At 62.6% G+C, this 24,728-nt stretch carries 26 protein-coding genes; 12 read left to right on the forward strand and 14 right to left on the reverse strand.

The features are described from left to right. Window positions 1-66 precede the first annotated feature (66 nt). The 3 genes from ACYG9R_RS16295 to ACYG9R_RS16305 all read left to right on the forward strand — a co-directional run bounded on the left by ACYG9R_RS16295 (window position 67) and on the right by ACYG9R_RS16305 (window position 3,395). The gene (locus ACYG9R_RS16295; RefSeq protein ID WP_023704152.1) at window positions 67-807 is read left to right on the forward strand and encodes a FadR/GntR family transcriptional regulator; all 741 of its coding nucleotides are present in this window, start codon (window positions 67-69) and stop codon (window positions 805-807) included. Window positions 808-1,051: 244 nt separating this feature from the next. Beyond that, a complete protein-coding gene (locus ACYG9R_RS16300) occupies window positions 1,052-2,038 on the forward strand; it encodes an aldo/keto reductase (protein WP_023824591.1) in 987 nt (328 codons plus the stop codon). 208 nt (window positions 2,039-2,246) lie between these two features. Continuing rightward, window positions 2,247-3,395 (forward strand): extracellular catalytic domain type 1 short-chain-length polyhydroxyalkanoate depolymerase, encoded by a 1,149-nt coding sequence (locus tag ACYG9R_RS16305; protein WP_023824590.1) that lies wholly within the window; start codon window positions 2,247-2,249, stop codon window positions 3,393-3,395. A 47-nt stretch (window positions 3,396-3,442) separates the two neighbouring features. Here ACYG9R_RS16305 and ACYG9R_RS16310 read toward each other — a convergent pair whose 3' ends face one another. From ACYG9R_RS16310 to ACYG9R_RS16325, 4 genes are all read right to left on the reverse strand, one after another. After that, on the reverse strand, window positions 3,443-4,063 hold the full coding sequence (locus tag ACYG9R_RS16310; protein ID WP_031195548.1) for a hypothetical protein: 621 nt from the start codon (window positions 4,061-4,063) through the stop codon (window positions 3,443-3,445). Window positions 4,064-4,245: 182 nt separating this feature from the next. Then, window positions 4,246-4,851 carry a general stress protein gene (locus tag ACYG9R_RS16315; protein WP_023704148.1) on the reverse strand — a complete coding sequence of 202 codons (606 nt, stop codon included), beginning with the start codon at window positions 4,849-4,851 and terminating at the stop codon, window positions 4,246-4,248. A gap of 32 nt (window positions 4,852-4,883) precedes the next feature. Then, window positions 4,884-5,636 (reverse strand): DUF4142 domain-containing protein, encoded by a 753-nt coding sequence (locus tag ACYG9R_RS16320; protein ID WP_023671088.1) that lies wholly within the window; start codon window positions 5,634-5,636, stop codon window positions 4,884-4,886. Between the two features lie 259 nt (window positions 5,637-5,895). Further along, complete coding sequence (locus ACYG9R_RS16325) at window positions 5,896-6,069, reverse strand: hypothetical protein (protein WP_155923304.1); 174 nt, start codon at window positions 6,067-6,069, stop codon at window positions 5,896-5,898. 145 nt (window positions 6,070-6,214) lie between these two features. Here ACYG9R_RS16325 and ACYG9R_RS16330 point away from each other — a divergent pair, with 145 nt between their 5' ends. From ACYG9R_RS16330 to ACYG9R_RS16350, 5 genes are all read left to right on the forward strand, one after another. After that, window positions 6,215-6,589 carry a hypothetical protein gene (locus tag ACYG9R_RS16330; protein WP_023824589.1) on the forward strand — a complete coding sequence of 125 codons (375 nt, stop codon included), beginning with the start codon at window positions 6,215-6,217 and terminating at the stop codon, window positions 6,587-6,589. 202 nt (window positions 6,590-6,791) lie between these two features. Next, window positions 6,792-7,001: a hypothetical protein gene (locus ACYG9R_RS16335; RefSeq protein ID WP_023671091.1), complete on the forward strand. Its 210-nt coding sequence runs from the start codon at window positions 6,792-6,794 to the stop codon at window positions 6,999-7,001. A 59-nt stretch (window positions 7,002-7,060) separates the two neighbouring features. Beyond that, window positions 7,061-7,330, forward strand: coding sequence for a PilZ domain-containing protein (locus ACYG9R_RS16340; RefSeq protein ID WP_023726509.1), 270 nt, complete (start codon window positions 7,061-7,063; stop codon window positions 7,328-7,330). 185 nt (window positions 7,331-7,515) lie between these two features. Continuing rightward, window positions 7,516-8,064: a dihydrofolate reductase family protein gene (locus tag ACYG9R_RS16345; protein ID WP_023824588.1), complete on the forward strand. Its 549-nt coding sequence runs from the start codon at window positions 7,516-7,518 to the stop codon at window positions 8,062-8,064. Window positions 8,065-8,757: 693 nt separating this feature from the next. Further along, entirely contained in the window at window positions 8,758-9,192 is a 435-nt protein-coding gene (locus ACYG9R_RS16350; RefSeq protein WP_023671095.1) for a hypothetical protein, read from the forward strand. A gap of 409 nt (window positions 9,193-9,601) precedes the next feature. Here ACYG9R_RS16350 and ACYG9R_RS16355 read toward each other — a convergent pair whose 3' ends face one another. The 7 genes from ACYG9R_RS16355 to ACYG9R_RS16385 form a co-directional block, all read right to left on the reverse strand. Beyond that, window positions 9,602-10,414 (reverse strand): SDR family NAD(P)-dependent oxidoreductase, encoded by an 813-nt coding sequence (locus tag ACYG9R_RS16355; RefSeq protein ID WP_023710874.1) that lies wholly within the window; start codon window positions 10,412-10,414, stop codon window positions 9,602-9,604. Continuing rightward, window positions 10,411-11,400 (reverse strand): sugar phosphate isomerase/epimerase family protein, encoded by a 990-nt coding sequence (locus ACYG9R_RS16360; protein ID WP_023710875.1) that lies wholly within the window; start codon window positions 11,398-11,400, stop codon window positions 10,411-10,413. The genes ACYG9R_RS16355 and ACYG9R_RS16360 overlap by 4 nt, the downstream gene beginning before the upstream one ends. A gap of 26 nt (window positions 11,401-11,426) precedes the next feature. Further along, window positions 11,427-12,194, reverse strand: coding sequence for an SDR family NAD(P)-dependent oxidoreductase (locus ACYG9R_RS16365; RefSeq protein WP_023710876.1), 768 nt, complete (start codon window positions 12,192-12,194; stop codon window positions 11,427-11,429). Window positions 12,195-12,238: 44 nt separating this feature from the next. Continuing rightward, window positions 12,239-13,345 carry an ABC transporter ATP-binding protein gene (locus ACYG9R_RS16370; protein WP_023824587.1) on the reverse strand — a complete coding sequence of 369 codons (1,107 nt, stop codon included), beginning with the start codon at window positions 13,343-13,345 and terminating at the stop codon, window positions 12,239-12,241. Window positions 13,346-13,370: 25 nt separating this feature from the next. Then, complete coding sequence (locus ACYG9R_RS16375; RefSeq protein WP_023824586.1) at window positions 13,371-14,276, reverse strand: carbohydrate ABC transporter permease; 906 nt, start codon at window positions 14,274-14,276, stop codon at window positions 13,371-13,373. Next, window positions 14,269-15,204, reverse strand: a complete 936-nt coding sequence (locus tag ACYG9R_RS16380) for a carbohydrate ABC transporter permease (protein WP_023817220.1) — start codon at window positions 15,202-15,204, stop codon at window positions 14,269-14,271. Before ACYG9R_RS16380 ends, ACYG9R_RS16375 begins: the two co-directional genes overlap by 8 nt. A 93-nt stretch (window positions 15,205-15,297) precedes the next feature. After that, window positions 15,298-16,563: an ABC transporter substrate-binding protein gene (locus ACYG9R_RS16385; protein ID WP_023710878.1), complete on the reverse strand. Its 1,266-nt coding sequence runs from the start codon at window positions 16,561-16,563 to the stop codon at window positions 15,298-15,300. Between the two features lie 145 nt (window positions 16,564-16,708). On the opposite strand from ACYG9R_RS16385, the gene ACYG9R_RS16390 reads away from it, so the two are divergent. Next, window positions 16,709-17,914, forward strand: coding sequence for an ROK family transcriptional regulator (locus ACYG9R_RS16390; RefSeq protein WP_023747087.1), 1,206 nt, complete (start codon window positions 16,709-16,711; stop codon window positions 17,912-17,914). Between the two features lie 29 nt (window positions 17,915-17,943). Here ACYG9R_RS16390 and ACYG9R_RS16395 read toward each other — a convergent pair whose 3' ends face one another. Both ACYG9R_RS16395 and ACYG9R_RS16400 read right to left on the reverse strand, forming a co-directional pair. Then, entirely contained in the window at window positions 17,944-18,984 is a 1,041-nt protein-coding gene (locus tag ACYG9R_RS16395) for an aminopeptidase (RefSeq protein WP_031199636.1), read from the reverse strand. A 237-nt stretch (window positions 18,985-19,221) separates the two neighbouring features. Next, entirely contained in the window at window positions 19,222-19,455 is a 234-nt protein-coding gene (locus ACYG9R_RS16400) for a hypothetical protein (protein ID WP_023671105.1), read from the reverse strand. Between the two features lie 185 nt (window positions 19,456-19,640). On the opposite strand from ACYG9R_RS16400, the gene ACYG9R_RS16405 reads away from it, so the two are divergent. Both ACYG9R_RS16405 and ACYG9R_RS16410 read left to right on the forward strand, forming a co-directional pair. Next, entirely contained in the window at window positions 19,641-21,641 is a 2,001-nt protein-coding gene (locus tag ACYG9R_RS16405; RefSeq protein ID WP_023824584.1) for an AI-2E family transporter, read from the forward strand. Window positions 21,642-21,771: 130 nt separating this feature from the next. After that, a complete protein-coding gene (locus tag ACYG9R_RS16410; protein ID WP_023726519.1) occupies window positions 21,772-21,930 on the forward strand; it encodes a hypothetical protein in 159 nt (52 codons plus the stop codon). 418 nt (window positions 21,931-22,348) lie between these two features. Here the strand turns inward: ACYG9R_RS16410 and ACYG9R_RS16415 are convergent, their stop codons facing one another. Next, window positions 22,349-22,717, reverse strand: coding sequence for a response regulator (locus tag ACYG9R_RS16415; protein WP_023671108.1), 369 nt, complete (start codon window positions 22,715-22,717; stop codon window positions 22,349-22,351). A gap of 155 nt (window positions 22,718-22,872) precedes the next feature. Here ACYG9R_RS16415 and ACYG9R_RS16420 point away from each other — a divergent pair, with 155 nt between their 5' ends. Next, on the forward strand, window positions 22,873-24,666 hold the full coding sequence (locus tag ACYG9R_RS16420; protein WP_023824583.1) for a PAS domain S-box protein: 1,794 nt from the start codon (window positions 22,873-22,875) through the stop codon (window positions 24,664-24,666). Window positions 24,667-24,728 lie beyond the last annotated feature (62 nt).

Below are 24,728 nucleotides of genomic sequence, written 5' to 3' on the forward strand. Positions count from 1 at the left end.
TGGTCACCTTGCGGCGAGCACCTGTCGATGCAATCCTTTGAACAAGAATCGAACCGGAGGCCTTCGATGGCGGAGCCCATGACTTTCGATGCCATACCGCAGGCGCCCAACCTGCGGACGGGTCTGGTCAACACGCTGATTGCGCAGATCGAATCCGGCGACCTTGCGCCGGGGCAGCGGCTGCCGACCGAGCAGGAGATTGTTGCTGCCACAGGCGTCAGCCGCACCGTGGTGCGCGAGGCGCTGGCGGCGCTGCGTGCGCGCGGGCTGATTACCACGCGCCAGGGGCTCGGCGCCTTCGTCGCCAAGGATCCGCCGCCGAAGACGTTTTCCGTGCTGCCCGACGATCTCGAATCGATCGACGAGGTGCTGCGCGTGCTCGAACTGCGCATGGGCATCGAGGTGGAGGCGACCGGTCTCGCCGCCGAACGCCGCAGCGAGGCGGCGCTTCAACAGATGAGCGCTCGGCTCGACGCGCTGGAGGCGGCGGTGCGTGCGGGCGGCTCCGGCTCGGAAGAGGATTTCGGCTTCCACCGCGCCATTCTCGCCGCGACGCAGAACCCGAATTTCACCCGGCTGTTCGACACGTTCGGCAGCGCCATGGTCCCGCGCCATTGGACGCGGCTCGACCGGATGACGGAGGCCGAGCGGGAAAAATATCTCGACCGCATGCAGCGCGAGCACCGCGCCATTCTCGGGGCCATCGAAGCCAGGGACGTCAACGCCGCGCGCCGCGCCATGCGCAGCCATCTGACCAAAAGCTATGCCCGCTTCGAGGATCTGCGCGACAAGGCTGTTCACGATTAGGAGCCGACCACGGTTGACGGACTGCTCATCCGGCGACCCCGCCGAGATAAAGTTCGCGCATCGACGACATGTTCCTCCCGGCCTCAAATCGTTGCAGTCTTACCCCGTTGTCATACAACCCTGTAATCTGGTAAATCCCAGGAAGAGGGATGTCAATCGCGTTGCCATGCGGTATGAGGCTCCCGGAAAAATCGCAATCATGGAGCCGGCATTGCCGGCGAAGCCGCAAGTCAGGAACAGCGAGATGCATTCACGGAAATTTGGCCGTACCGGCAGATCAGTCAGCGAGATCGGCTTCGGCGCGTGGGCGATCGGCGCCGCCTGGGGCGAGGTCAATGATGACGATGCGGTCGCAGCCCTGCATGCCGCGCTTGATGCCGGCGTCAGCTTCCTCGACACCGCCGACGTCTATGGCGACGGCCGTTCGGAAAAGCTGATCGCACGGGTGATGAAGGAACGCGGTGGCGCGCGCCCGTTCATCGCCACAAAGGCCGGACGGCGGCTGCCGAAGCAGACCGTCAAAGGCTACAGCGTCGAGAACCTCAACGGCTGGATCGACCGCAGCCTGAAATACCTCGAGACCGACACGCTCGACCTGGTGCAGCTGCATTGCCCGCCGACCGATCTTTACTACCACCCGGAGGTGTTCGAGCGTCTCGACCGTTTGGTGGAGCAGGGCAAGATCCGCAATTACGGCGTCAGCGTCGAGCGTGTCGAAGAGGCGCTGAAGGCGATGCAATATCCCGGCGTCGTCAGCGTGCAGATCATCTTCAACGCCTTCCGCCAGCGCCCGGCCGAGCTGTTCTTCGACCAGGCGAAAAAGAACGATGTCGCCGTCATCGCCCGCGTGCCGCTGGCCAGCGGCCTGTTGTCCGGCAAGTTCAGGGCGGACACCAAGTTCGAGACCACCGATCATCGCCTGTTCAACAGGAATGGCGAAGCCTTCGATGTCGGCGAGACGTTTTCGGGCGTGCCCTATGAGGTCGGGCTGGCGGCGGTCGAGAAGGTGCGGCCGCTGGTGTCAGGCGACACCACGATGGCGAAATTCGCGCTGCGCTGGATCCTGATGTTCGACGCGGTGACGGTTGTCATTCCCGGCGCCCGCAATCCGGCGCAGGCGGTTTCCAATGCGGAAGCGGCGGAGCTTGCGCCGTTGTCCTCCGAGTTGATGGCCAAGGTGGAGGCGGTCTACGACGAGAACATCAAGCCCTACGTGCATCAGCGCTGGTGAGCCAGCGCCTGCCGCCCTCGACCGGCTGACTGACCAGAGGCCAGCCGGGCCAAATTGCGTTCGTCCGTCACAAGCCGTGCAGCGGATTCTATGATCCATCGGTCATTTAATCGACCGCGCCGCTTGTTATTGTGCAGTGCAGCAACGATATTGCTGCGTGTGCGTTGTGTGCACGAGTCTGCCCATTCCGGCGCGCAAGGATACCGATTTGCGAGACATATCCGATACGATCGCCCGGCTGAGCGCGATGCGCGGCCGGCCTGCCGGCGCAGGACAGAGCAAGGACGATCACCTGTCCGAGATGACAGGGTTCGGGTCCAATCCCGGCGCCTTCCGCGCGCGGTTTTATCTCCCTGAAAACCTGCCGAAGGAGGCAGCGCTGGTCGTGGTGCTGCATGGCTGTACCCAGACTGCCGCCGCGTACGATCATGGCTCCGGCTGGACCGAACTTGCTGCCGATCAGGGTTTTGCTGTGCTTTTCCCCGAGCAGCAGCGCGCCAACAACGCCAATCTTTGCTTCAACTGGTTCGTGCCAGGCGATATAAGCCGCGACAGCGGCGAGGCGCTGTCCATCCGCCAGATGATCGAGGCGGCGGTGGTCACCCACGGTCTCGACCGCAAGCGGATATTCGTCACCGGTCTTTCCGCCGGCGGCGCCATGGCGGCGGTGATGCTGGCGACCTACCCGGACGTGTTTGCCGGTGGCGCGATCATTGCCGGGCTTGCCTATGGCAGCGCCTCGACCATCCCCGAAGCCTTCGACCGCATGCGTGGCCATGGCGGACCGTCCAGATCCGAGTTGCAGCGTCTGTTGCGGGCGGCCTCGCCGCACAAGGGGCCGTGGCCGCGGATTTCGATCTGGCAGGGCTCGGCCGATACGACCGTGGTGCCTTCCAATGCCGACGCGGTGCTGGCGCAATGGCAGGGCGTGCACGGCCTCGCTCAAGCGCCGACACGCACGGAAAAGGTCGACGGTCAGAGCCGAAAAGTCTGGTCCGATGGCAAGGGCCGCGACGTGGTCGAGGCATACAGCATTGCCGGCATGGGCCATGGCACACCATTGCAGGCGAGCGGCGACAATGCTCTCGGCAAAGCAGGGCCGTTCATGTTGGATGTCGGGATTTCCTCGACGCGCCACATCGCCCGTTTCTGGGGGCTGACGAAGCCAGAGGTACGACGCACGGCGAAAGCCAAGGCCGCTTCAGGCACTGCATTGCAGCCTTTCTCGCCGAAGGAAAAACCGCGAGCTGTCCGTGTCGATCCGGCCCCGGAGCCTGTCAATCCGTCAGGCGGTCCGGCGGGCGGGATTACCAAGGTCATCGAGGACGCGATGCGGGCAGCGGGATTGATGCGCTGAGGCGGAGGTTCGCCCCGCACGAAGGACAAGGGCAAGCACCAGCATCATTATCGCAGCAGGCCTTCGTCCTCGAACGCATCCCAGCCCTTCAGTCCGGGCGGCGGGCCATCCGTGTCCCGGGCGTTCCTCGCAGTGCGCGCTTGGCCGGTGCCCTTTCCCGCGCGCGTCAACGCGGCCTTGCCCGCGCCGCGCCGCCTGTTCTCGGCGACTTCCTGGACATCCTGCTCTCTCCACACGGTTGCCAGATCGCGGTCCAGGACGTCCTCGATGTGGCGCGGGTCGAAAACGTGGAAGGTGACAGACTTTGATCGCCCACGCATCTTGACGGTGCGTGTGCCGGTGCTTTGCAGCCGACCGTCCTTGAGCCATTTGTGGCGCTCGCGCGAAGAGATCGTAAGGATATCCTCGACCTCGCGTGGAAGCACAGGCAGCGCTTCCACTCCCTCCAGTGTTTTGGAGATACTGGCAGAGGCGGCCTTGAACGCTTCCGCTTCGGATCTCGACATTCGCAATGCGATGCGGCCCGTCTCGGCCTTGACGTGCTTCCTGACTGCCCATGGCAGCCGGGCTCTGACTTCACGTTCGATCCCCTTGGAGCGCACGGCGGACCCGAGTGTCGCTGACGGCGACAACGGCCATTCGGCAATCAGTTGCGGGGACGGGCTCATGCTTTCCTGGGGCTGGGTTCGTTGGTTCGACGTTAACACGGCGAGAGCCGGTCAAGCCAAGGCAACAGCGAAAAGGGGCAGATCCGATGAGAACCCGCCCCTTATGGCCGAATCTGAACGTCGCTTGCAGTGCGCCGACAGCACCTTCGGCCCCGCCGCCGTACGGCGACGGGGCTCGATGATCAGAGTGGGCTGGCGTTGCGCGTTCTGTCGCGCTCGGCCTCGATGTCGGTGTAGGGGTCGGCATTGGCATCGAAGCCGGTCCAGCCACCGGCTTCATAGGCGCGTCGGCGGTCTTGCAGATCGACCGAGTTGGACTCGCCAAGAATACGCTCGGCCTCATCGGCGAGTTCGTCACTGACCCTGGCGGTCACCATCGTGCCACCGCGGCGAACGCCCTCCGCATAGACATGCGCATCCCTTTCGGGGACGCCTGACTCGGTCAGCGCCCCGACGATGCCACCGGCAGCGCCACCGACGACCGCGCCGCCAACGGCGCCGACCGCGGTGGCGGCCAGCCATCCTGCGGCCACGACAGGACCGACGCCCGGAATGGCCATGATGCCGAGCCCTGTCAGAAGCCCGCCGGCGCCGCCAATGACGGCTCCGAGACCGGCGCCGCCGGCCGCATCCTCGGCGGCGTTGGAAGTGTCGCCGTCGTCGTACCAGTCATCCGAATTGTTGGCGACGATGCTGATGTCGGCCTGCGGCACGCCGATTGCCTCCAGTTCGCCGACGGCATCGGAGGCATCATCGTAGTTGTCGAAAAGTCCGGTTACGGTTTTCATGGTCTTGATCTCCTCGTTCTGGTTCAGAGGGTTCAGTTCGCGCCGGCAACGACGTTGCCCTGATAATCGAGCGCCACGGTCGTGGTCTTGCCATCCTTGGTGGCCTGACCGCGCCAGATGCCCTGGTCGTCTTTGGTCAGCTTGGACACGCCGGAGAAGCCGGCATCCTGAATGCGGCTCTTCGCCTGATCCTCGGTGAAGCTGTTGGCACCCGGGACCGGGGCGGCCGGATTGGTGGTGTCGGTCGTGCTCACGGCCGGGGTGGTGGAGCTGGTGGTCGACGATGCATTGTCGGCGGAAGCGATCTTCTCGACCATTTCCTGATGCATTTTGAGCGTCGGCAAGGTCTCGGAGGCAAAGGTCTTCAGCTGCGCGTTGTCGCCGTCCTTGGCATAGCTCTCGAACAGCGTGACCGCCTCCGAATGCGCATCGCGCTGCATCTGGACATAGGGCTTGTCGACGGCATCGTTGGCATTCTGCAGAGCCTCCAGATCGGCCTTGTGCTTGGCGTCCAGCTCCGTCGGCACTTTCAGCTTCTGTTCGCCGGCGATGGTCGCAAGCTTGGCGTTGGCGGCGCCGTGATCGTCGATCATCTTCTTGGCGAAATCCTTGACGCCTTGATCCTGGGCCTTGCCTTCTGCGATCTTGCTGGAGTCCACTTCGAACAGGCCGCCGATGGCAGCCTTGTCGACAAAGTCCTGAGCACTGTCGGCGGCGAAGGCGGGCAGGGCGAAGACCATGGCTGTGGCGGTGGCCAGCGAAGCTAGAAGAACACGTGTTTTCATGGACAGAGATCCTCGTTGGGGCACACATCGTGCTGTGAGCCTAACCAGTGCGGCCAAGCTTTGTTCCGCCGCCCAAGCGTTATAACCGGGAGGGTCGATGCCGCGATGATGGCCCCTCATCCTCGGATTTTGCGCCTTTGCGATGTCGACGCGTGGCTCGGACGGCGACCCGCTCGATGGGCGCCTTGCAAGTCCATCGCAAAGGGAAACGAGGCCTCGCCGCCCGCAATGAATAGCGCCCGCGGTGGCCTATCGAGGTTCAGCGATCGTTGCGTTCGAGGCGGCGCGCAACCTCTGTCTGGGCGACCTGCAGCAGCGTGTCTATTTCGAACATCGCCGCCGCATGGCCGCCGTCGCGAATGACACGGCGGGCGCGGTGTAGCAGATCGGAGACCGTCCGCAGCGTTTCAGCATGGCTCGATCGATTCGACAAATGCGTGCCCTCCATCAGCCACAACCGTTGGATCGGGAGAGTGTTCCCAAAGTTGGCGGCCGGCCGGGTGAATGACTGTGAGCGCAGGCAGCGGAACCATCCTTGTCCGTTGGCCGTTCCCCCTGCCTCAACGAAAGGAACAGCCATGGCCGAGAACGACACCCCGAAGGACACCGCGAAGGACACCCCCAAGGACACCCCGAAGATTTCCGCCCGAGAGGCCCAGGAGGCCCTGGAGAAGCAGGTCGCATCGCTGAGGCGCGAGATCAGCAAGATCAACCGGACGCTTGCCGAGCGCGCAGAAGATGCCGTCGGCGAAGCCGGCGGCTGGTACGGCAGCGCGACCGAGCGCGCGGCACGGGCAACGCAGCAGCTGAGATCGCAGGCGCAGACGGTGTCCGAAGCCGTCCAGCAAAATCCCGGCACCATCAGCAGCGCTTTCGTGCTTGGCGGCATTGCCGGGTTGTTGATCGGCATGCTGCTCGGGCAAAGCCAGGAACGCGACCGAAGCTGGTTCTAGTGGGGTATCTTATGACCTATGGCGCCCGCCGGTTTTGCCGGCGGGCTTTGTATGGACGCCAGATCACTGTGGCTTTGAGTGAAAAACTCCCCGCTCGGGTAAACGGGATTTGTGGTCGGCGCCGCCTGCGCGGCGCCCTCGACAGGTGAGTTGAGTTTCCCTGCCGCGGTCGTATGTTGTTGACCGCAGTGGAGGATCACAAATGCCCATTCGACGCAAAGCCACGGAGGCCGGCGTTTTGCAGCCATCCGAACTCGAGCTGTTGGGCCGTGTATTCGAGCAGCTTAAGCGCGACGGTCAGTCGCCCGAAGCACGCGACGCCATCGCATCCCGGATTATCGCGAACTATATGGCCGGCGTGGTCGACGAAGCCGAGCTCGTCAGTCTTTCGAGGCAACCGCTGGGCCGGTAGTGCGCTTTTCATTCCGGGTTCAGAAGAGTTTCAGGTCGTCAAATCAGAGGGATAAGGCAATGCCGGCTGACCCACCGATAGAGCGACGGTCGCATATCCGTGATCTTGTTCTGAAGGAAGCGACAATCCGCGTTGGCGACGCCAGTATCAATTGTCTGGTTTGCAACCAGCACGCTCACGGTGCGGAGCTGCGGGTGAAGGCCGATATCGCAATCCCCGACCGTTTCGTCCTTCACGTGCCTGTCGATCATACCAGCTATCGCGCCGTGGTGCGGTGGAGACGGAACGAGCGACTTGGGGTGCAGCTTGATTCGGGACGGCAGGCGTAGATGGCGGTAGCCGGGACGGATCACCCAGCTGTTCAAGTGCAGGGTTGATGGGACAAGGCAGGGCTCGTTTGCGGCACGAACGCTTCCTTCCATGCTGCTTGCGATTTGCAATCAGTTGCGATAGCCTCTGACCGCTTGCATTGCAAGCGGTTGGTCCGTGGACCCACTAGGTGAAGGCGCTGCTTTTGGGCAAACTTATCTTGGGAATGAACGTTTCCATCGATGGCTATGTCGATGACCTTGCCGGAAATCTGGTCATGGGCGCACCAAGCCAGAAGCACTTCGAGTACTGGATCGAGACGATTCGCAACCATGCCGGCGCTGTGTATGGCCGCCGGATGTACGAGGTCATGCGCTATTGGGACGATGATCACGCGGAATGGGATGCTTCGCTTCGCCAGTTCGCGACACTCTGGCGCAAGCTGCCCAAATGGGTCGTTTCGCGCACACTTTCACGGGTCGGCCCGAACGCCACCCTCATCTCCGGCGATATTGAAACGCAGATTCGCGAGATCGCGGCCCGCACGGAGGGTATCCTGAGCGTTTCCGGTCCGGAACTGGGCGGTCTTATGACCGGGCTGGGCCTGATTGAGGAATATCATCTGCACGTGAGGCCGTTCGTGCTCGGCAAGGGCAAGCCTTTCTTCCACGAGGCAAGGCCTCCGCTGCAACTGGTGTCGAGCACATTGATCGATGACGATACCGTTCATATGATCTATGTGCCGCGAGGCTGAACGATAAGGCGCTTCAGCGCCAACATGCAAACCAACACGTACGTTCGCAGTGGGCCTGGTCCCGGCCTTCGCACCGAGGTCTCACATGTCAGCTTGCGTGCTGGGTATCCAAGCAGCAGAGGGTCTGCTGTCGGCCGAAAATCTGCCGGTCAGCAATGCGCCCCATGCCGGTCAAAGAGGCCTTGCCGCCGTTCCTCCATAAGCAGACATTGCAGACCTACAAGGACATCGCTTTTACGCCCGAAGCGCCGCTTCGGTTGGTCCTTCAGTGACCTGGCGGCCCAAGGGCGTCGTCCTCCACCGCCCGCCCTCGTCCGCAACTCACCGTTGCCAGCGGCTCTGCTCCTGGCCTTCCCGCGATGACCGAGCGGGTAGTGAAACATCATGGTCAAGCCTGAAAAGCAAGGTCCAACCTAGCCGCCTTTCCAGGCCTGCGTCATCATCGTCCAGCAGTTCAGGATCCTGCGTGCGCCAGCCGGGTCCGTCGGGTCGGCCGGCCGCACAGTTTTTTTCATCCCGCTGGAACATTGGCGAAGGAATGCAGTTGGGGTCGCTGCAGATGCCGCCGCGTGGTGCCTGTGGGCGATTGGTGGCAACACCTGATCGGCCGCCGCTCCTTTACGAGGCGGCTTAGCGTGTGAGCCAATCCTGCAGCAAAGGCCTTGGGATTGGAACGACCAACAGGAGGCAGTCATGAAGCACCAGACACTCGATCAACTCCAGTCAGTCGCGGACATCAGTCCACTATCGCCGGCTCTGCTGGCTACAAGGACGCAACGGATAGAGCGGTGGGCGGAACTGCTCTATCGAAATCCGACGCGCTCCCTTGTGGCTCTCACCGGGACTGAGCATCTGCATCCCTCTGTCCGCGGAGAAGCGCGCGCGGTCGGATCGGCGATCAGTGTCGCCTTTGACGATCCACTGCTGCGTGCGTCGGGCATGCAATCGGATACCTACGGGGAAGCCAGACGCTTCTTCGAACTCTCCGATTGGCAGTTGCATGAGATCGTCTGCAGTTGCCACACCGGCGCCACCATGCAGGCTGGCTGGGCCGCCGGGCGTGTCCGCAGGGTCCTCAATGGGAGCAAGATATTGGCTTGGCTGAGAAAAGGATTCATGCCGCACTGAGACACAGCGCTTGCGCCTGAAGAAGCATGCAGGCTCCAGCAGAGATTGCGTCGGCTCCGCGAAGGCATGGCTGACCTCAATGGAGTAGGGCGGCCGAGTTGCTTGCGACTTCAGAAATGACGTTCACCATTGCTTAGTGGACCTCGTCAGGGTGATCGGCAAGTTCGTGAATAGCGAGTACCAGCGCCAGTTTCGACCAACCGGTCGGCAGCGCCCTCGTGACCAAGCGGGGTTACTTATCCTCGGTGCGTCACATGTGCGCTTCGTCAGCGGTATAGCCTGCCAATCCCTCCACAGCCGTTTTGACGCTGCGAAAAGCTCGAGGCGTGAGGGGGCAATTTAACCCAGGAATCCCGAAAACGGACCTTCCGCTTTCGGCCCCGAAATTGAAATCCGAGGCACCCCGCCATCACCCCGGAAAGATCGTAAACCCGCCATCGACGCGGAGCACCTGCCCATTGATAAATCGTGCGCGGGGGCCGGCTAGAAAGGCCACCGCCTCGGCGATCTCCTCCGGCTCGGCATAGCGGTTCAGCGACTTCTTGCTCGAATCCATGCGCTCCGGATCGACCGTGCGGGTCGCCTGGAAGCGTGCCGTCTTCGTGGCGCCTGGGCTGACCGCGTTGATGCGCACGCCGTCGTCGATCAGTTCCTTGGCGAGACAGCGCGTGTAATGCACGACCGCGGCCTTCAAGGTGGAGTAAACGACCTCGGGCGAGCAGCCGAGATGTGCCGCCGCGGAGGCGATGTTGATGACGGAGCCGCCGCCGCGCTGCTTCATCGGCGGCACGAAGGCCTGGCAGACCAGCATCGTGCCGATCAGATTGTTCTCGGTGAGCACGCGGATGTCGTCCAGTTCGATGTCGAGGGCGTTGTTCGGGTTCGGCTTGCCGCCCTTGGCGCCGATGTCGCCGCCAGCGCAATTGACCAGCACATGGACGTCGCCGAGATCGGCCTCGATCCTGCGCTTCATCTCGGCCACCGCCTTCTGGTCGCCAATGTTGCCGGTCACCGACGTGACCTTCGTGCCGTGCCGCTTCAGGCGCTCGACCACTTCGCCGAGATTGGCGAACTCGCCGTACTTCGCCGGCGCTTCCTCGTCCATGTCGTGGATCGCGACATTGGCGCCGAGTTCGGCCAGGCGCTCGGCCATCACGCGGCCGAGGCCACGGCCGGAGCCGGTTACGAAGGCGGTCAATCCATCGAGTTCACGTGCCGTCATCGGATATTCTCCATCAGTTTGCGCATGTTGGCGGCGCTGCGCCGGATCATGTCGAGCTCATAGGAAACCAGTGAGACGTCGGCTTCGCGCTCCCAAGGCGTGCGGTAGTCGGCATCGTCGGGCAGCCGGTTGCGCTGCGCGGCCGCCAGGCAGGCGGCAAATTCGCGTGCCGTCTTCTGCGGATAGCCGCGCCACCAGTCGTCGCTGAGATAGCGGACATGCCGGGCCTCTAAGGCGCCCGGTTCGAGAACGGCGGTCATGCGATCGTGGTGCTGGCCAAGAATGGCGAACAGCTTGGCAAACGGCACCGCACCGTCGCCGATGGCGCAGCGGATCAGCCGGTAACCTTCGGTCGTGAACTGCACGCGGTAATCCTTGAGGTGGACATGGCGGACATAGGGGGCGATCACCTTCGTAAAATCGAGCGGCGCTTCGCCGACCGGGAACGTGTTGCCGGTGTCGAAGGTGACGCCCACACTGTCACCACCGAGGGCGCAGAAATCGACGAGTTCCCGGCTGGTAAAGTCCTGGTGGTTTTCGATCGCAAGGACATACCCTTCGGTATTCGCGCGGGGACCCCATTCCACCAATCGCCCCCGAATGATGCCGGCGTACTCGCTCCATTTTGCGCCGGCGGCGTTGCGGTCGCCGCAGAGAACCGGCGTCAGCGCCGTCCGGATGATTTTGGCCTTGAGCAGGCGCGCGGCCCGAAACGCATCGTCGAGCGGTTCGCCCACCAGCAGGCCGCCGCTGACGACCGGCGTGATGCCAAGGCCGGCGAGCCGTTCGCGCAGCGCGATCACCGCGTCGTCGGAAAGCTCGCTCAGCCATGGCACCCAGATCTCCAGCACGCGCGCGCCGAGTTCGGTCGCGAGCGCGATGAAACCTTCGAGCCCCGCTGGCTGCGGATTGGCGCGTGGCGTGCCGCGGCCCTGGAGGCCGAGATGATAGGTCAGGCCGTAGGGGTTCAGGCCGACCTCGAGCATGAAGCGATCCTTTGAGTCAGGTGTGGTCATCTCAGGCCGGCATCCACGGTGATCGACTGCTTGGTGATCATGCGGCTGTCGTCGGCGGCGAGGAACAGCACCGTGCGCGCGATCTCCTCGCCGAGCAGAACCTTGCGGATCACCTGGCGCTGCACGACCTGGTCGACCGAACCTTCGGTCTTGTACCAAAGCTCCCGCTGCCGGTCGGTGATGACGGCGCCCGGCTCGATGGCGTTGACGCGGATGTTGTCGGGGCCAAACGCCCGCGCCAGCGCGAAGGTCAGCCCGACCACCGCAGCCTTGGCCGCCGCATAGGGGGCCATCTCTGACGCGCCGAAACGCCAGGCGATCGAGGAAAAATTGACGATCGAACCAAAGCCCACTTCCTTCATGTGCGGATGCACGGCCTGAGCGGCAAAGAAGTGGTGCCTGAGGTTCACATCCTGGGCATGGTCCCATGTCGCCTGGGTCACGTCGGCGACCGGCTGGCGATTGTCATCGGCGGCGTTGTTGACCAGCACCGCGACAGGCCCTAGGCGGTCGCGCACCGTGCCGATCGCGGCCTGGAGGGCGGGGATATCGGTCACATCGCAGCGCAGGAACAGGGGCGCGTGCGCTGCCGCGGCGGCGAGTTCCCGCGCGAGCGCCTCGCCGGCCTCCTGCTGCAGATCGAGAAACGCCACTCGTGCGCCATTGGCGGCGAAGGCGCGGACCGTGTCGGCGCCGATGCCCGACGCACCGCCGGTGATCAGCACGACACGCTCGGACAGGCTCGGATAGGTGGCGAAGGACAAGGCGGAACTCTTTTCAGATCAGGCTTCGGTCAGATCGGGTCAGATCAGATCAGGCGTTGGGTCGTCGGGTCGAACAGGCAGGCACGCGCCATGTCGATGCCGAGCGTCACCGTCTCGCCCATAAGCGGCGTGCCGTCGGGGTCGAAACGGCCGGTGATCTCCTTGCCGCCCAGGCGCAGGACGGCCATGGTCTCCGCGCCTGTCGGCTCGACCAGTTCGACCACTGCATCGATCTGCGCGATGCCCGGCTTGCGGCGCGCAAGGTCGGGATCGAAGCGGTAGATGTGCTCGGGACGGATGCCGAGCACAAGCTGTCGCGGCGTGTCGGATGGGAGCGCCTGGACGATCGGCAGGCTGGCCGTCTTGCCGTCGGCGGTCTGCAGGACGACAGTCGGGCGGCCGTCTTCCTGGCTCAGTTCCGCGGCCAAAAAATTCATCGCCGGCGACCCCATGAAGCCGGCGACGAACATGTTGGCCGGACGGTTGTAGATCGTGGCGGGATCGTCGAATTGCTGGACCTCGCCCTGATGCATCACGGCGATGCGCGACGCCAGCGTCATCGCCTCGACCTGGTCGTGGGTGACGTAGACGGTGGTCTTGCCGACGCGGTGATGCAGCTTCTTGATTTCGGTGCGCATGTCGACGCGCAGCTTGGCATCGAGATTGGAGAGCGGCTCGTCGAACAGGAACAGTTTGGGATCGCGAACCAGCGCCCGGCCCATGGCGACGCGCTGGCGCTGGCCGCCCGAGAGCTGTCCGGGCTTGCGGCCAAGCAACGGCTCGATCTGCAGGAAGGCAGCAACTCGACTGACGGCCTCGTCCTGCTGCGGCTTCGGGACGCGGCGGCTTTCCATGCCGAAGGTGATGTTCTCGCGCACCGTCATCGTCGGGTAGAGCGCGTAGGACTGGAACACCATGGCGATGTCGCGGTCCTTCGGCGGCACCGAATTGACCAGCCGCCCGTCGATGCGGATCTCGCCGGAGGTAACGGTTTCAAGCCCGGCGATCATCGCCAGCAGAGTGGACTTGCCGCAGCCGGAGGGTCCGACCAGCGCGATGAACTCGCCGTTCCGCGCCTCGAGATCGACGCCCTTCAGCACCTCGACCGCACCGTAGTTCTTGCGCAGCGATCGGATGGTCAATGTCGACATGCGATGCCCTTCACTTGATCGCGCCTCATTTGATGGCACCTTGCGTCAGGCCGCGCACAAAATACTTGCCGCCGAAGAGATAGATCAGCAGCGGCGGCAGCGCGCCGATCAGCACGGCGGCGCTCATGACATCGTAGGCGCGCACATTGGTGCCGCTTGCCGTCAGCGCGACGAGCGCTGCCGTGATCGGCTGTTGCTGCCCGGAGGTGAAGACGACGCCGAACAGATATTCGTTCCAGATGCCGGTGAACTGCCAGATCACCGTGACGATCAGGATCGGTGAGGAGAGCGGCAGAATGATCTTGCGGAAGATGCGCCAGAAGCCGGCGCCGTCGATGCGCGCCGCCTTGATCAGGTCGTCGGGGATGCTGACGTAGTAGTTGCGGCAAAACAAAGTGGTGAACGAAATGCCCTGGATGACGTGGATGAGGACGAGCCCGTAGACCGAATTGCTGAGGCCGAGATTGCCGAGGATGAACGCCCACGGCATCAACGAAATCTGGCCCGGAATGAAGACGCCGAGCAGCATGCAGGTGAACAAAGCTTCCGAACCTCTGAAGCGCCATTTCGACAGGATGTAACCGTTCATCGCGCCGGCCGCCGTCGAGATGATCGTGGCCGGGATCGTCATCTTCAGGGAGTTGTAGAAGTTGCGCTGCATGCCCTCGCAGGTGCCGCCGATGCAATAGGTGCTCCAGGCCTGGCCCCAGGCATCGAGGCGGAAGCTGCGCGGCAGCGAGATCAACCCGTTGCGCGCGATCTCCTGCTGGTCGCGGAATGAATTCAGCACCACCACCAGCAACGGGACCAGGTAGATCGCCGCGAAGACGACCAGCAGCCCATAGATGGCGAAGCGGGTGAGAAAATGCCGGCGCGACGCGACTGCGGCAGCGCGACGGTCGAGCGACTGGTCCAGGGAGACGTCAGCCATGGCCGGCTTCCTTGCGCCGGCGCCAGACCACCCAGAATGAATAGGGCACCAGCACCACGGCAACAGCGGCAAGCATCATGATGGCGGCGGCCGCACCTTCGCCGATCTGGCCGCGTTGGAACATCAGGTCATAGACGTAGATGGCGGGGAAGGTGGTCGAGATCCCCGGGCCGCCTTTGGTCAGGGCCGCCACGAGGTCGAAGGTCTTGATGGCGAACTGGATCTGGATGACGGCGACCGCCAGGAAGATCGGCGCAATGGTTGGCAGAAGCACCTTGCGATAGAGGCGGAACGTCGATGCGCCGTCGATCTGCGCGGCCTTGACGAGGTCCTGATCCACCGAGCGCAGGCCGGCCAGGAACAGCGCCATGGCAAAGCCCGAGGCCTGCCAGACACCGGTGATGATCACCGCGTAGATCGCATAGTGCCGGTCGCTGGCGAGTGCGAAACTGAAGCTCGCCCAGCCGAAACCGCGCACCATGGCCTGGATGCCGTCGGTCGGATTGTAGAGCCAGCTCCAGACCGTGCCGGTGACGATGAAGGAGACGGCCAGCGGATAGAGGAAGATCGTGCGCCAGGCCGCTTCGCCGCGCACGCGCTGGTCGATCAGGATCGCCAGCAGCAGTCCCACCGCCATCGAGCCGACGATGTAGAAAGCGCTGAAGAAAAACAGGTTGTTGTAGGCGATGTTCCAGCGCCGGTTCGCCCACAGCGACGCGTAGTTGTCCAGGCCGACGAAGCCGTAGGTCGGCAGCAGCGAGGAGTTGGACAGCGAGATATAGAGCGTCCAGCCGGTGAACACGAAGATGTAGACGAAGCTCGCCACGAGAGAGGGGCCGAGCACCAGCAAGGGCATCGCGGAGCCCAGCCGCTCGCGCCAGGGGCGGGCGGGCGCCGGTACCGACAGGATCAGGTCGTGATTTGACATTCAGAGCACGGAGATTGGCAGAGCACAGGACTGGCGGAGCGCGGGACCGGGATGGCGGATGGCCGGGTGCGGATGGCGCCCGGCCATTGCCATCTATTTCTGTGCTTCCGCCGCGTCGGCCATCGCGTTGGCGCCATCCTCCGGCGACATGTCCGGCGTCGCCACGAACTCGGTAATGGAGTCCATGATCGCGCCGCGCATCTTCTGCGGGATGGTCATGTTGTGGGCCATCGAGCGGACCAGTGTGCCGTCCTTGATCGAAGCCTGGAGATCCTTCTGCGAGAGCTGCTGGCACGGATTGAAGCCCTTCGACAGATCGATATCCAGGCGTGCGGGGATCGAGCCCTTGGCCTGGTTGAAGACCGTCTGGAAGTCGGGCGACAGGATCAGGCTGGCCAGCAGCTTCTGGCCGTCGATGTAATCCTGGTCCTTCTGCTTGAAGAACACGACCGAGTCCGAGTTGAGGATGAAGCCGGGTTTGCCCCAATCGGTCGGCGCCTGGGCGCAGACATAGTCGGTGCCTTCCTTGAAGCCGGCGGCGGTCAAAAGGCCGATCGTCCAGTCGCCCATGATGTGGAACGCCGCGTCGCCCTTGCCGACCAGCGCCGACATCGAATCCCAGTCGCGGCCGACCATGCCCGGATCCATGTATTTGCTCGTCATCAGGCGCATCTGCGTGAAGGCCTTGACCATTCCCGGGCTGCGCATGGACTCGACATCGCCTTCCACAAAGGCCTTACGGTAGAGATCGATGTCCTGGCCGTAGAGCACGACCTCGAACACCGTCGAATCCGTCCAGTCGGCGGTCGAATGCGAGATGCAGATCTTGCCTGTGGCGACGATCTTGTCGCAGGCGGCATTGAACTCGGCCCAGGTCTTGGGCATTTCCGCCACGCCGGCCGCCTGCATGACCTTGGGCGAGGCCCAGAGCCAGTTGATGCGGTGGATGTTCATGGGCGCGGCGACCCATTTGCCGGTCGGCTTCATCACCGGAAGCAATTCCGGCGCCACCACTTTCTCCCACCCTTCCGAGGCCGCCAACTCGTCGAGATCGGCGGTCATGCCGGTCTCGTTCCATTCGGCGATCTCGGGGCCCTTGAGCTGCACGGCAGGCGGGGCATTGCCGGCGATCACGTCGGCGCGCAGCTTGGCCAGCGTATTGGCGGTGTGGCCGGCGATCGAGGTCTGTTCCCATTTGCCGCCCTTGGCGGTGAACATCTCGCCGAGCTTGGCGATCGCCTGGGCGTCCGATCCGGTCGCCCACTGGTGCAAAAGGTTGGTCTTGGGTTCGGCGAAGGCTGTTCCGGCGAAAAATGTGCACGCAGCAGCGGCCGCAAGCGCGGTCATGACGGACTTCATCGTTTCACTCCCATATCGTGTTGCACGGTTCGTCTCGACCGCTTATGGCCGCGGTTTGAAGCCGCCGCCGGCGAGATGCGTCAATCTCGAGTTCTTTCCAAGATGACATATTGGAGCTATCAGTCAACGATGTTTATGTTGAGCCATGACAAAACCTTCGCTTAGAACCTGGCTGATCGACAGACCCTCCGCGTCGCCGGAGAGCATGATCGTGCGCTGCCTGAGCGAGCGCGGCGCACTCTCCGCGTTGCAGATCGCACGCGCCACCGGTCTGGCGCGCTCGACGGTGTCAACCGCGCTTAACGGCTTGAAAAGGTCTGGAATGGTGATCGAAGCCCCGACCAGCCGCGACGGCATCAGAGGCATCGGCAGGCCAGCCGCGGCGGTGACGCTCAATCCGACAGCGGGCACCTGCGTCGGCATTCACCTGGCTCTTCAGCAGATACGGCTCATCGTCGCCGATGTCTCGCATTCCGTCATTGCCGAACAAAATATTCCAATGGCGCTGGACTACCAGCCGCAACAGGCGGCCCAGGCGGTCAAATCGGCAATTGCCCAATCTTACAGGGAAAACGGTCTGCCGGTGGCGGGGCTCCTGGGGGTTGGTGTCTCCGTCTCCGGCCCTGTCAGCCGCGATGGAGTGGTGCTGCGCGCAAGCATGGTTCCAACATGGGCCGGCGTCAACATACGAGATGTGTTCGGACCCGTCCTGGAACAGCCGATCTTCGCCGACAACGAGAGCAACTGCGCGGCCATTGCCGAGCTGATGTGGGGCGCGGCCGTAGGCCAGGACGATTTCGTCCTGTTCAAGATCGATCTGGGTGTCGGCGGCGCCATAGTCCAGCATGGCCGGCTGGTGACGGGCGTCGCCGGCGGCGCTGGCGAATTCGGGCACATCAGCATCGATCCCGGCGGCGACCTTTGCCGCTGCGGCAATCGCGGATGCCTGGAGCTCTACGCGAGTTTTGCCCGGCCGCTGGAACAGATTTCGCGTGTCGTTGGGCGGCAAGTCACCATGGACGATGTCATCGCCATGGCCGAGCAGGGCGACGTGAGGGCGTTGCGGATGATCGAGGATACCGCCGAGATCGCCGGCCGGGGTCTCGGCCTGATCGGCTCGGTGCTCAATCCGCCGCTTATCATCATCGGCGGCCACATGGCTTTGGCAGGGGACATTCTGTTGACGCCGCTGATCGCGTCCTATGAACGCCACACGCTGATCAAGTCCCGGGATGTCGCTCCCGCCCTGCGCACGCGCATCATCGTTGGCAAGCACACCGAGAACGATGCCTTGCTGGGCGCGGTCGGCCTCGTTTTGAGACACCAGACGAAGGAACTGTCGCTGGGGTGATCGTCAGGACCAGCCTGTGCTTGTTCAAGTCAATTGCATGTGTCCGCAGCCTTGAGCGCTTCGGCGCGGGACGATTTGGGCAAATCCGCGATCCGCCGGACAGAAGCGTAAAACCTTGGATAGTCACCCGAACACAGGTCGAACAAGCGAAGAAAGGCCGGAACCTGTTCACCGTAGACGGCAGTCGCGGCGAGCTTTGCGTTGTTGATCGGGGCATCGAACCAGGCGTCGTATCCACGGTATCCCGCCCAGTGCCTGTCGCGCATCCGCCGGTAGCGCGCCCGCAACCGGTCGATGGTTGCTGCCTTGGCGGCCGCCATCTTTTCCGGGGTGCGGGGACTACCATAGACCTGCCTTAGCTCGTCGCGCGTCCTCGCCACCAGCCCGAGAAAATCGGCGCTGCGCTTGCGATCGGCTTCGTAGCGGCGCAATCCGGCCCGATCGCCGGCGGCGCGGAGCCATTTCCTGACGCCGCTGGTTTCGACGGCTACGGCGAACGCCTCATTGAATGCGGAATCGCCATCCACATAGAGGCGCTGATGCGCCAGCTCATGAAAAACAAGGCTTGCGAGATAGGTGTCGTCCTGATGCAGCATGGTGCTCAGCAGCGGGTCACTCGACCAGCCAAGCGTGGAATAGGCGGTGACGCCCGAGACATAGACGTCGAGGCCCTGTCTTTGGAGCTCGACAGCGCTTTCAGCTGCGGATTTCCGGGAGAAATAACCCCGGTATGGAACGCAGCCGAAAACCGGAAAGCACCATGTTCGTGGCGCGAGCGAGAATTGCGGCGCGGCAAAAACGGCCCAGGTCACGGCGTCGCGATGGATGTCGACATAGCTGCGGTAGCTGCTGTTCTCGGGCAATGCCAGTTCATCCGTCGCAAACCGTCTTATCGCGCTGGCCGACGTCAATTTCGCGCGCAATGCCTCGGGCGTCGAAGGGTCAAGGATGAGTTTCCCGACATTCCTGCGCGCGGCCATGATCTGCGCGTGACCCTGCAACGACTGCGCGTAGTAGGAAATGCTCGTGCAGCCGGTCGCCCCGGACGCGATGATCGCCGCGGCAAGCATCTGAAGAACGCGCTTCACTGTTTGCCCACCCTTGCCCATCTCCCCATGCAGCAAACGTCCTGGTCCACCTCAAACAGGAGGCACCGGTTTCCGTCAAGAGCTGCAGGGGCAGGGGGCGACACCGACCTGGGCAGGGCAATGCGGGCATTCGCCTAGGATTGACGAAAGTCCACCGCAGGGCGGAGCGGGCGAGATACGGACCGTCCGTTGGGACGCCGTTCCCCAAGCTGCAGCGCGCTACTGGTCCGAAAACCTCACGCTCACGCCGCGCTGGCGAAAATAAGCCTGCATCAACTTACGGCCCGAGCGGTTGTTCTGCGCCAATTTTGCCGGATCGAACACCGCCTGTTTTGCGCCCTCTCGTGTCAGCGCAGCCTTGAGCGTCGCGATATGGGCGTCGATGTCGGCATTGTCCGCCCGCAGCGAGGCATAGATACTTTCGGTCGCTTCGGCCACAGTCGGTTCGCTCACAGATGTCGTCCTTTGGTTGGTTGGGCGGCGGCTTTACCACAGATTTGCGGCTCCGACGATATCGACTGAACCGTCAGAGCACAGCGCCCAGGGCGCAAAACCGCAAAACGTATGTATTCGGCCCTGCTAAACATTGCCCGGCAGGCGAATGGGTCTAACTATCGCTAGGAAACGGGGGGAATCACGTGGCTGCCAATCGTCGAAACGACATCTCATCGTCCGAGCGGGGGCTAGGACGGATTCTTGCGGCAGGCAATGCCCATCCGCGCACAGCTCTGCCTACCGTGGCAACCATCGTCACGACAGTAGCTGCGCTGTATTTCGGTCGTGAGGTGTTCCTTCCCATTGCCATCGCGCTGCTTTTGACCTTTGCTCTGGTGCCGATGGTCTCCGCACTGAAGCGTGTCGGCTTGCCTCGGCTGCCCGCAGTGCTTCTGAGCGTGATTGGCGCATTCGCGGCCCTGGGCCTGTTCAGCTTCATTGTTGCGACCCAGGTAAGCGAGCTTGCTCAGAACATTTCCGTCTACCAGACAAACATTCTGACCAAGGTACGTTCCCTCAAGGAGACGGGCGTTGGTGGCGGCATAATTGCCAGGCTGAGCGGGGTGATCGAGCGTGTCGGTCAGGAGATCGACAAGCAGGATGTGGCGCCGCCTGCGGCCGACAAGCCCCGGCGCGAGCCTGTTCCCGTCGAGATCGTCGCCCGCGAGAGACCTCTGGAGGTATTGCAGAACATCATCGGACCGTTGATCAGCCCGCTGGCATCAGCTGGCCTGATCATCATCGTCGTCATCTTCATGTTGCTTGAGCGCGAGGATCTGCGCGACCGGTTTATCCGCCTCGTCGGCTATGGCGACCTCCATCGCACAACGCAGGCATTGCAGGATGCCGGCAAACGGGTTGGCCGCTATCTGATCATGCAATTGGTGGTCAACATCGTCTACGCCATACCAATCGCGATTGGCCTTTGGGTGCTCGGCATTCCCAACGCGCTGCTGTGGGGGTTGCTGGCACTGGCGCTGCGCTTCGTTCCCTATATCGGCCCTGTTATCGGCATGCTGCTGCCCTTGTTTCTGGCCTTGGCGGTTGCGCCCGGCTGGTCGCTGGTGCTGTGGACCGCCGCACTGTTTGTCGTCATGGAATTGGTAACCGGCAACGTCATCGAACCGTGGCTCTACGGCTCGCGCACGGGACTTTCTCCTTTGGCAATCATCGTTGCGGCAATTTTCTGGACATGGTTGTGGGGGCCGCTCGGCCTGGTCCTTTCGACGCCGCTGACAGTTTGCCTCGTCGTCCTCGGGCGACATGTTCCGCAGTTCGAATTTCTCGACGTCCTGTTTGGCAACGAGCCCGTCCTTGAAGCTCACGCCCGGCTCTATCAACGGCTCCTGGCCGGCGATCCCGACGAGGCAACTGACCATGCCGAGGAGATCCTCGAGGAGAAGTACCTGATCGATTTCTACGACACTGTCGCCATTCCTGCTCTCCTGTTGGGCGAGCAGGACCGCATGCGTGGCGTGATGGGCGATCAACAGCGAAGGCAGGTGGCGGCGAGCGCCCAAATTCTTGTGGCAAATCTTGCCGACGATGCACAGGAAGAGGCAAGCGAGGAAGATGCGCCGACAACCACCGCGGAAGGGAGCGCGAGCAAGGAAACAGATGGCATCGAAGAGGAAGAGATCGAACTGCCCGACGGCAAGGACATGTCGGTGCTTTGTGCCGGCGGTCGCGGCGAACTCGACGACGCCGCTGCCGCCATGCTCGCTCAGGTGCTGGAGGTGCAAGGTGCTACGGTGGCGAAGGCCAGTTTTGTCGATATGGAGCCGGCAGGTATTCGTCGTCTCGAACTAGAGGCGATCGACACCGTCGTGGTCGGTTTCCTGAACCGGGATTCGCTCAAGCATGCCCGCTTTCTGGTCCGGAGACTGAAGCGCGCCAAGGCAGGTTTGAGAATTGGGATTGTGTTCTGGTCAGACGCGGAGCGGGGCGATGTCGGGCAAGAAAGGCAAGCTTTGGCCGCCGACATCAGCGCCGATTTCGTAGCGCACGGCATGGTCAACGCTGTGCTTGGCGCACTTTCTCCAGCGCCGGCCGTTCCCCTCAAAGTCGTTTGGAAACGCCGCGATCGACGCCGTCCGGCCCCTCGAAAACGGATCCCGGCCCAGGCAACGGCCGCAACAGCCTAGCCGCACCGCCATGTCACAGATTGCCGCGCCGGCGCTGGAATGCCTGGTGAGACGGCAAGATCGTCCCCCACTCGCAAGCCATGGAACAATCTCGCGGCCTTGCGGTTCCTAACGTCGAAGGAGACCCCCCATGCTTAGATTCCTTATCCGCCTTGGCGCGATCTATGCAGCGTTCCAGATCGGCAGAGAGTTCGGCCGCAAGGAGACCGAAGTCGTGCTCCTGCCGCCGCCCGTTGACTACGAGCGGCACCCGACGTCAAGAAACGAAACCGAGTTCGGAGAGACATAGGACTGCTCAATCTGTCTGGTCGATCTGGCCTATGCTGGCGCGCGGGGCGCATTGTCGTGCGAACGGACCGGCCACTTGGCTGTGCCAGGATCGATCCTCGCAACGCAATAAGCCGCTATCTCTGCCGTTCAAACGCGGCACAGCGAGGTTGACCGTGCGTCGAGGAATGAGTCTCTCTCAGATCTTGGCGTTGAGCCGATGGAGAAGGCATGATCAGCACGAGCAAGGCACGACCCTAAGAAAGTGGAAGGGAAGAAGCACTGGTGCTGTCAATTGCCAGGGAGACCGGCATCACCGAGGATCACAGGCGCGACCTTGTTCGCCTGATCGGCACCGGCCGCAATTCACTGCTCCGTGAGGCACGGCAGCTGCTCCGGCAGCGCCTGGCTAGTTTAGACCGAAGGTGCTCAGAGCACGGCTATCCCGTCGCCTTCTGCTGCCCGGCGGTCATCGCTTTGAGAGCCCGGACCACCTCTGCAGGTCCGGCGGGTTTCATCACTCTTACGCCAGACGAGAACGCTTCGGGGGTTTCCTCGAGCCCCAGGCCGGAATAGACGATGAAAGGAACCGCCCGCCCTGCCAAGGTTTTTGCCGCGTCAACAGCCTCGCCGTCCGACAGCCTGACGTCCAGGATCGCTGCGGCGGGGGTATGGTCCGCAAGAAAACGTTTCGCCTGGGAACATGTCGCCGCCAATGCCACGGCAAAGCCCGCCTCCGAAAGAGTGGACTCCATATCCAGTGCTATCAAGGCTTCGTCGTCGACGACAAGGACCAAGGGTTTGCCCATGCGCGGATGATCGCACGTTTGTAGATGGAAGACGAGTCGAGGCTACGACCCTTTTAGGGTCCGGTTCCCGTACGCAGCGGGTCGAGACCGCGAGCAATGGGAACCAACTGATCCAAGCCGCATTATATTTGGTTGGACTGGACAAGGTGTTTGGGATGCATGAAGCAACACAGGCGAATGTTGTCGCCTTCGAAAACCCGGGGGTGTCCAGCAATGACGGTCTGGATTTCGATTACAAGGATTTCTTCGAAAACGGTGCCGTTGCCCTGCATCTGGTGAACGCAGACGGCTTGATCGTGCATGCCAACCAGGCTGAGCTCGACCTTCTCGGCTATCCTGCGGAGGACTACCTCGGTTGCCACATCGCCGAGTTCTATCCCGACCGGGACGTCATAGAGGACATTTTGGGTCGCCTTGCCAATGGCGAGAAGATCGTAAGATATCCGGCGCGATTGAGGGCCAGCGATGGATCGATCAAGCACGTCGAAGTCACCTCAAGCGGACATTTCCGGGACGGCAAGCTGATCAACACCCGGTGCTTCACGGTCGATGTAACCGACTTGGTACACACCCGCTCGGAGCTCAGGCAGCATGACAGTACCTATCACCAGATACTCGACGGCCTACCCGTCGCCATCTACACGACCGATCAGGATGGGACGATCACCTACTACAACCGCGCCGCGGCCGATCTGGCAGGCAGGGAGCCTGAGGTCGGCAAGGATAAATGGTGTGTGACGTTCAAGCTGTTCAGTGCCGACGGCAAGGAATTGCCGCACGATGAATGCCCGATGGCCATCGCGCTCAAGGAGAACAGGCCGGTCCGCAATCAGCAAGCTGTTGCGCAGCGTCCCGATGGATCGTTTTTTCCGTTCCTGCCCTACCCGACACCGCTGCGGGACGAGCACGGCGCTCTGATTGGCGCCGTCAACATGCTGCTGGACCTGACGGACCGCCAGCGTGCCGAAGAAACCAGGCAGCACCTGTCAGCGATCGTGGAATCCTCATTTGACGCTATCGTCAGCAAGGATCTCAACACCATCATAAAAAGCTGGAACCACGGCGCCGAACGGCTTTTCGGCTATACTGCCGACGAAGCGATTGGCCGGTCGGTGACCATGCTGATCCCCGAAGACCATCAGGACGAGGAACCCCGCATCCTCCAACGCATTCGCCGCGGCGAGCGCGTCGAACCATTCGAAACGACCCGCCTGCGCAAGGATGGCAGCCTGGTTCCGGTTTCGCTGACGATATCGCCCGTGCGTAACGCAACTGGGCAGATCACCGGCGCATCGAAGATAGCGCGAGACATCACGTCGGCGAAGGAGAATGAATACCGCATCCGCATGCTGATGCGCGAGGTCAACCACCGGGTGAAAAACCAGTATTCGGTCATCCTGTCGATGATCCGGGAGACCAACAAGCGATCGGAGACGCCAAAACACTTTGAAACCCAGGTGCGCGAGCGCATCATGGCGTTGTCGCGATCTCACGACCTGCTTGTTTCGGCGGATTGGAAGGGTGCCACGATCAGCGACCTCTTGGCGGCCCAGGTCGAGCCTTTCCCGCGGGGGGATGTGATCGAAATGTCGGGCCCATCATTGGTACTCAGTCCCAACGCAGTTCAGTATCTCGGGATTGCCTTCCACGAACTGGCGACCAACTCGGCCAAATACGGGGTTCTCTCAGGGGACAAGGGCCGGATCTCGGTCACATGGGGCATCACCGGTTCCGGTGCTTCGAGGCTCTTTCACCTCACATGGGTCGAAACCGATGGGCCGCAGGTTCAGACTGTCGGACAAGGTGGCTTTGGAACCGTTGTGCTGAAGAGGGTTGCGCCCGCAGCGGTCAGTGGGCAGGGAAATCTCGAACACGGTGCGCATGGCATAACATGGAGCTTGGAAGCGCCTTTGGCTTCCGTGGCAGCTTCTGCCGTCCATGAAGCTTAGAAGCACGAAGCAGCCCTGCGACGAGCATTCGTCAATTGGAAGCCCTTGATGCGGCCTTTGCC

The organism is Mesorhizobium sp. RSR565B (assembly GCF_054719465.1).

Bases quoted from the DNA above. Each gene is read 5' to 3' on its own strand.
- ACYG9R_RS16420 (WP_023824583.1), top strand. From the start codon at position 22,873: ATGCATGAAGCAACACAGGCGAATGTTGTCGCCTTCGAAAACCCGGGG.
- ACYG9R_RS16355 (WP_023710874.1), bottom strand. From the start codon at position 10,414: ATGACGGCACGTGAACTCGATGGATTGACCGCCTTCGTAACCGGCTCC.
- ACYG9R_RS16295 (WP_023704152.1), top strand. From the start codon at position 67: ATGGCGGAGCCCATGACTTTCGATGCCATACCGCAGGCGCCCAACCTG.
- ACYG9R_RS16350 (WP_023671095.1), top strand. From the start codon at position 8,758: ATGAAGCACCAGACACTCGATCAACTCCAGTCAGTCGCGGACATCAGT.
- ACYG9R_RS16415 (WP_023671108.1), bottom strand. From the start codon at position 22,717: ATGGGCAAACCCTTGGTCCTTGTCGTCGACGACGAAGCCTTGATAGCA.
- ACYG9R_RS16330 (WP_023824589.1), top strand. From the start codon at position 6,215: ATGGCCGAGAACGACACCCCGAAGGACACCGCGAAGGACACCCCCAAG.
- ACYG9R_RS16380 (WP_023817220.1), bottom strand. From the start codon at position 15,204: ATGTCAAATCACGACCTGATCCTGTCGGTACCGGCGCCCGCCCGCCCC.
- ACYG9R_RS16315 (WP_023704148.1), bottom strand. From the start codon at position 4,851: ATGAAAACCGTAACCGGACTTTTCGACAACTACGATGATGCCTCCGAT.
- ACYG9R_RS16370 (WP_023824587.1), bottom strand. From the start codon at position 13,345: ATGTCGACATTGACCATCCGATCGCTGCGCAAGAACTACGGTGCGGTC.
- ACYG9R_RS16335 (WP_023671091.1), top strand. From the start codon at position 6,792: ATGCCCATTCGACGCAAAGCCACGGAGGCCGGCGTTTTGCAGCCATCC.
- ACYG9R_RS16410 (WP_023726519.1), top strand. From the start codon at position 21,772: ATGCTTAGATTCCTTATCCGCCTTGGCGCGATCTATGCAGCGTTCCAG.
- ACYG9R_RS16395 (WP_031199636.1), bottom strand. From the start codon at position 18,984: ATGCTTGCCGCGGCGATCATCGCGTCCGGGGCGACCGGCTGCACGAGC.
- ACYG9R_RS16300 (WP_023824591.1), top strand. From the start codon at position 1,052: ATGCATTCACGGAAATTTGGCCGTACCGGCAGATCAGTCAGCGAGATC.
- ACYG9R_RS16390 (WP_023747087.1), top strand. From the start codon at position 16,709: ATGACAAAACCTTCGCTTAGAACCTGGCTGATCGACAGACCCTCCGCG.
- ACYG9R_RS16340 (WP_023726509.1), top strand. From the start codon at position 7,061: ATGCCGGCTGACCCACCGATAGAGCGACGGTCGCATATCCGTGATCTT.
- ACYG9R_RS16360 (WP_023710875.1), bottom strand. From the start codon at position 11,400: ATGCTCGAGGTCGGCCTGAACCCCTACGGCCTGACCTATCATCTCGGC.
- ACYG9R_RS16375 (WP_023824586.1), bottom strand. From the start codon at position 14,276: ATGGCTGACGTCTCCCTGGACCAGTCGCTCGACCGTCGCGCTGCCGCA.
- ACYG9R_RS16310 (WP_031195548.1), bottom strand. From the start codon at position 4,063: ATGAGCCCGTCCCCGCAACTGATTGCCGAATGGCCGTTGTCGCCGTCA.
- ACYG9R_RS16385 (WP_023710878.1), bottom strand. From the start codon at position 16,563: ATGAAGTCCGTCATGACCGCGCTTGCGGCCGCTGCTGCGTGCACATTT.
- ACYG9R_RS16320 (WP_023671088.1), bottom strand. From the start codon at position 5,636: ATGAAAACACGTGTTCTTCTAGCTTCGCTGGCCACCGCCACAGCCATG.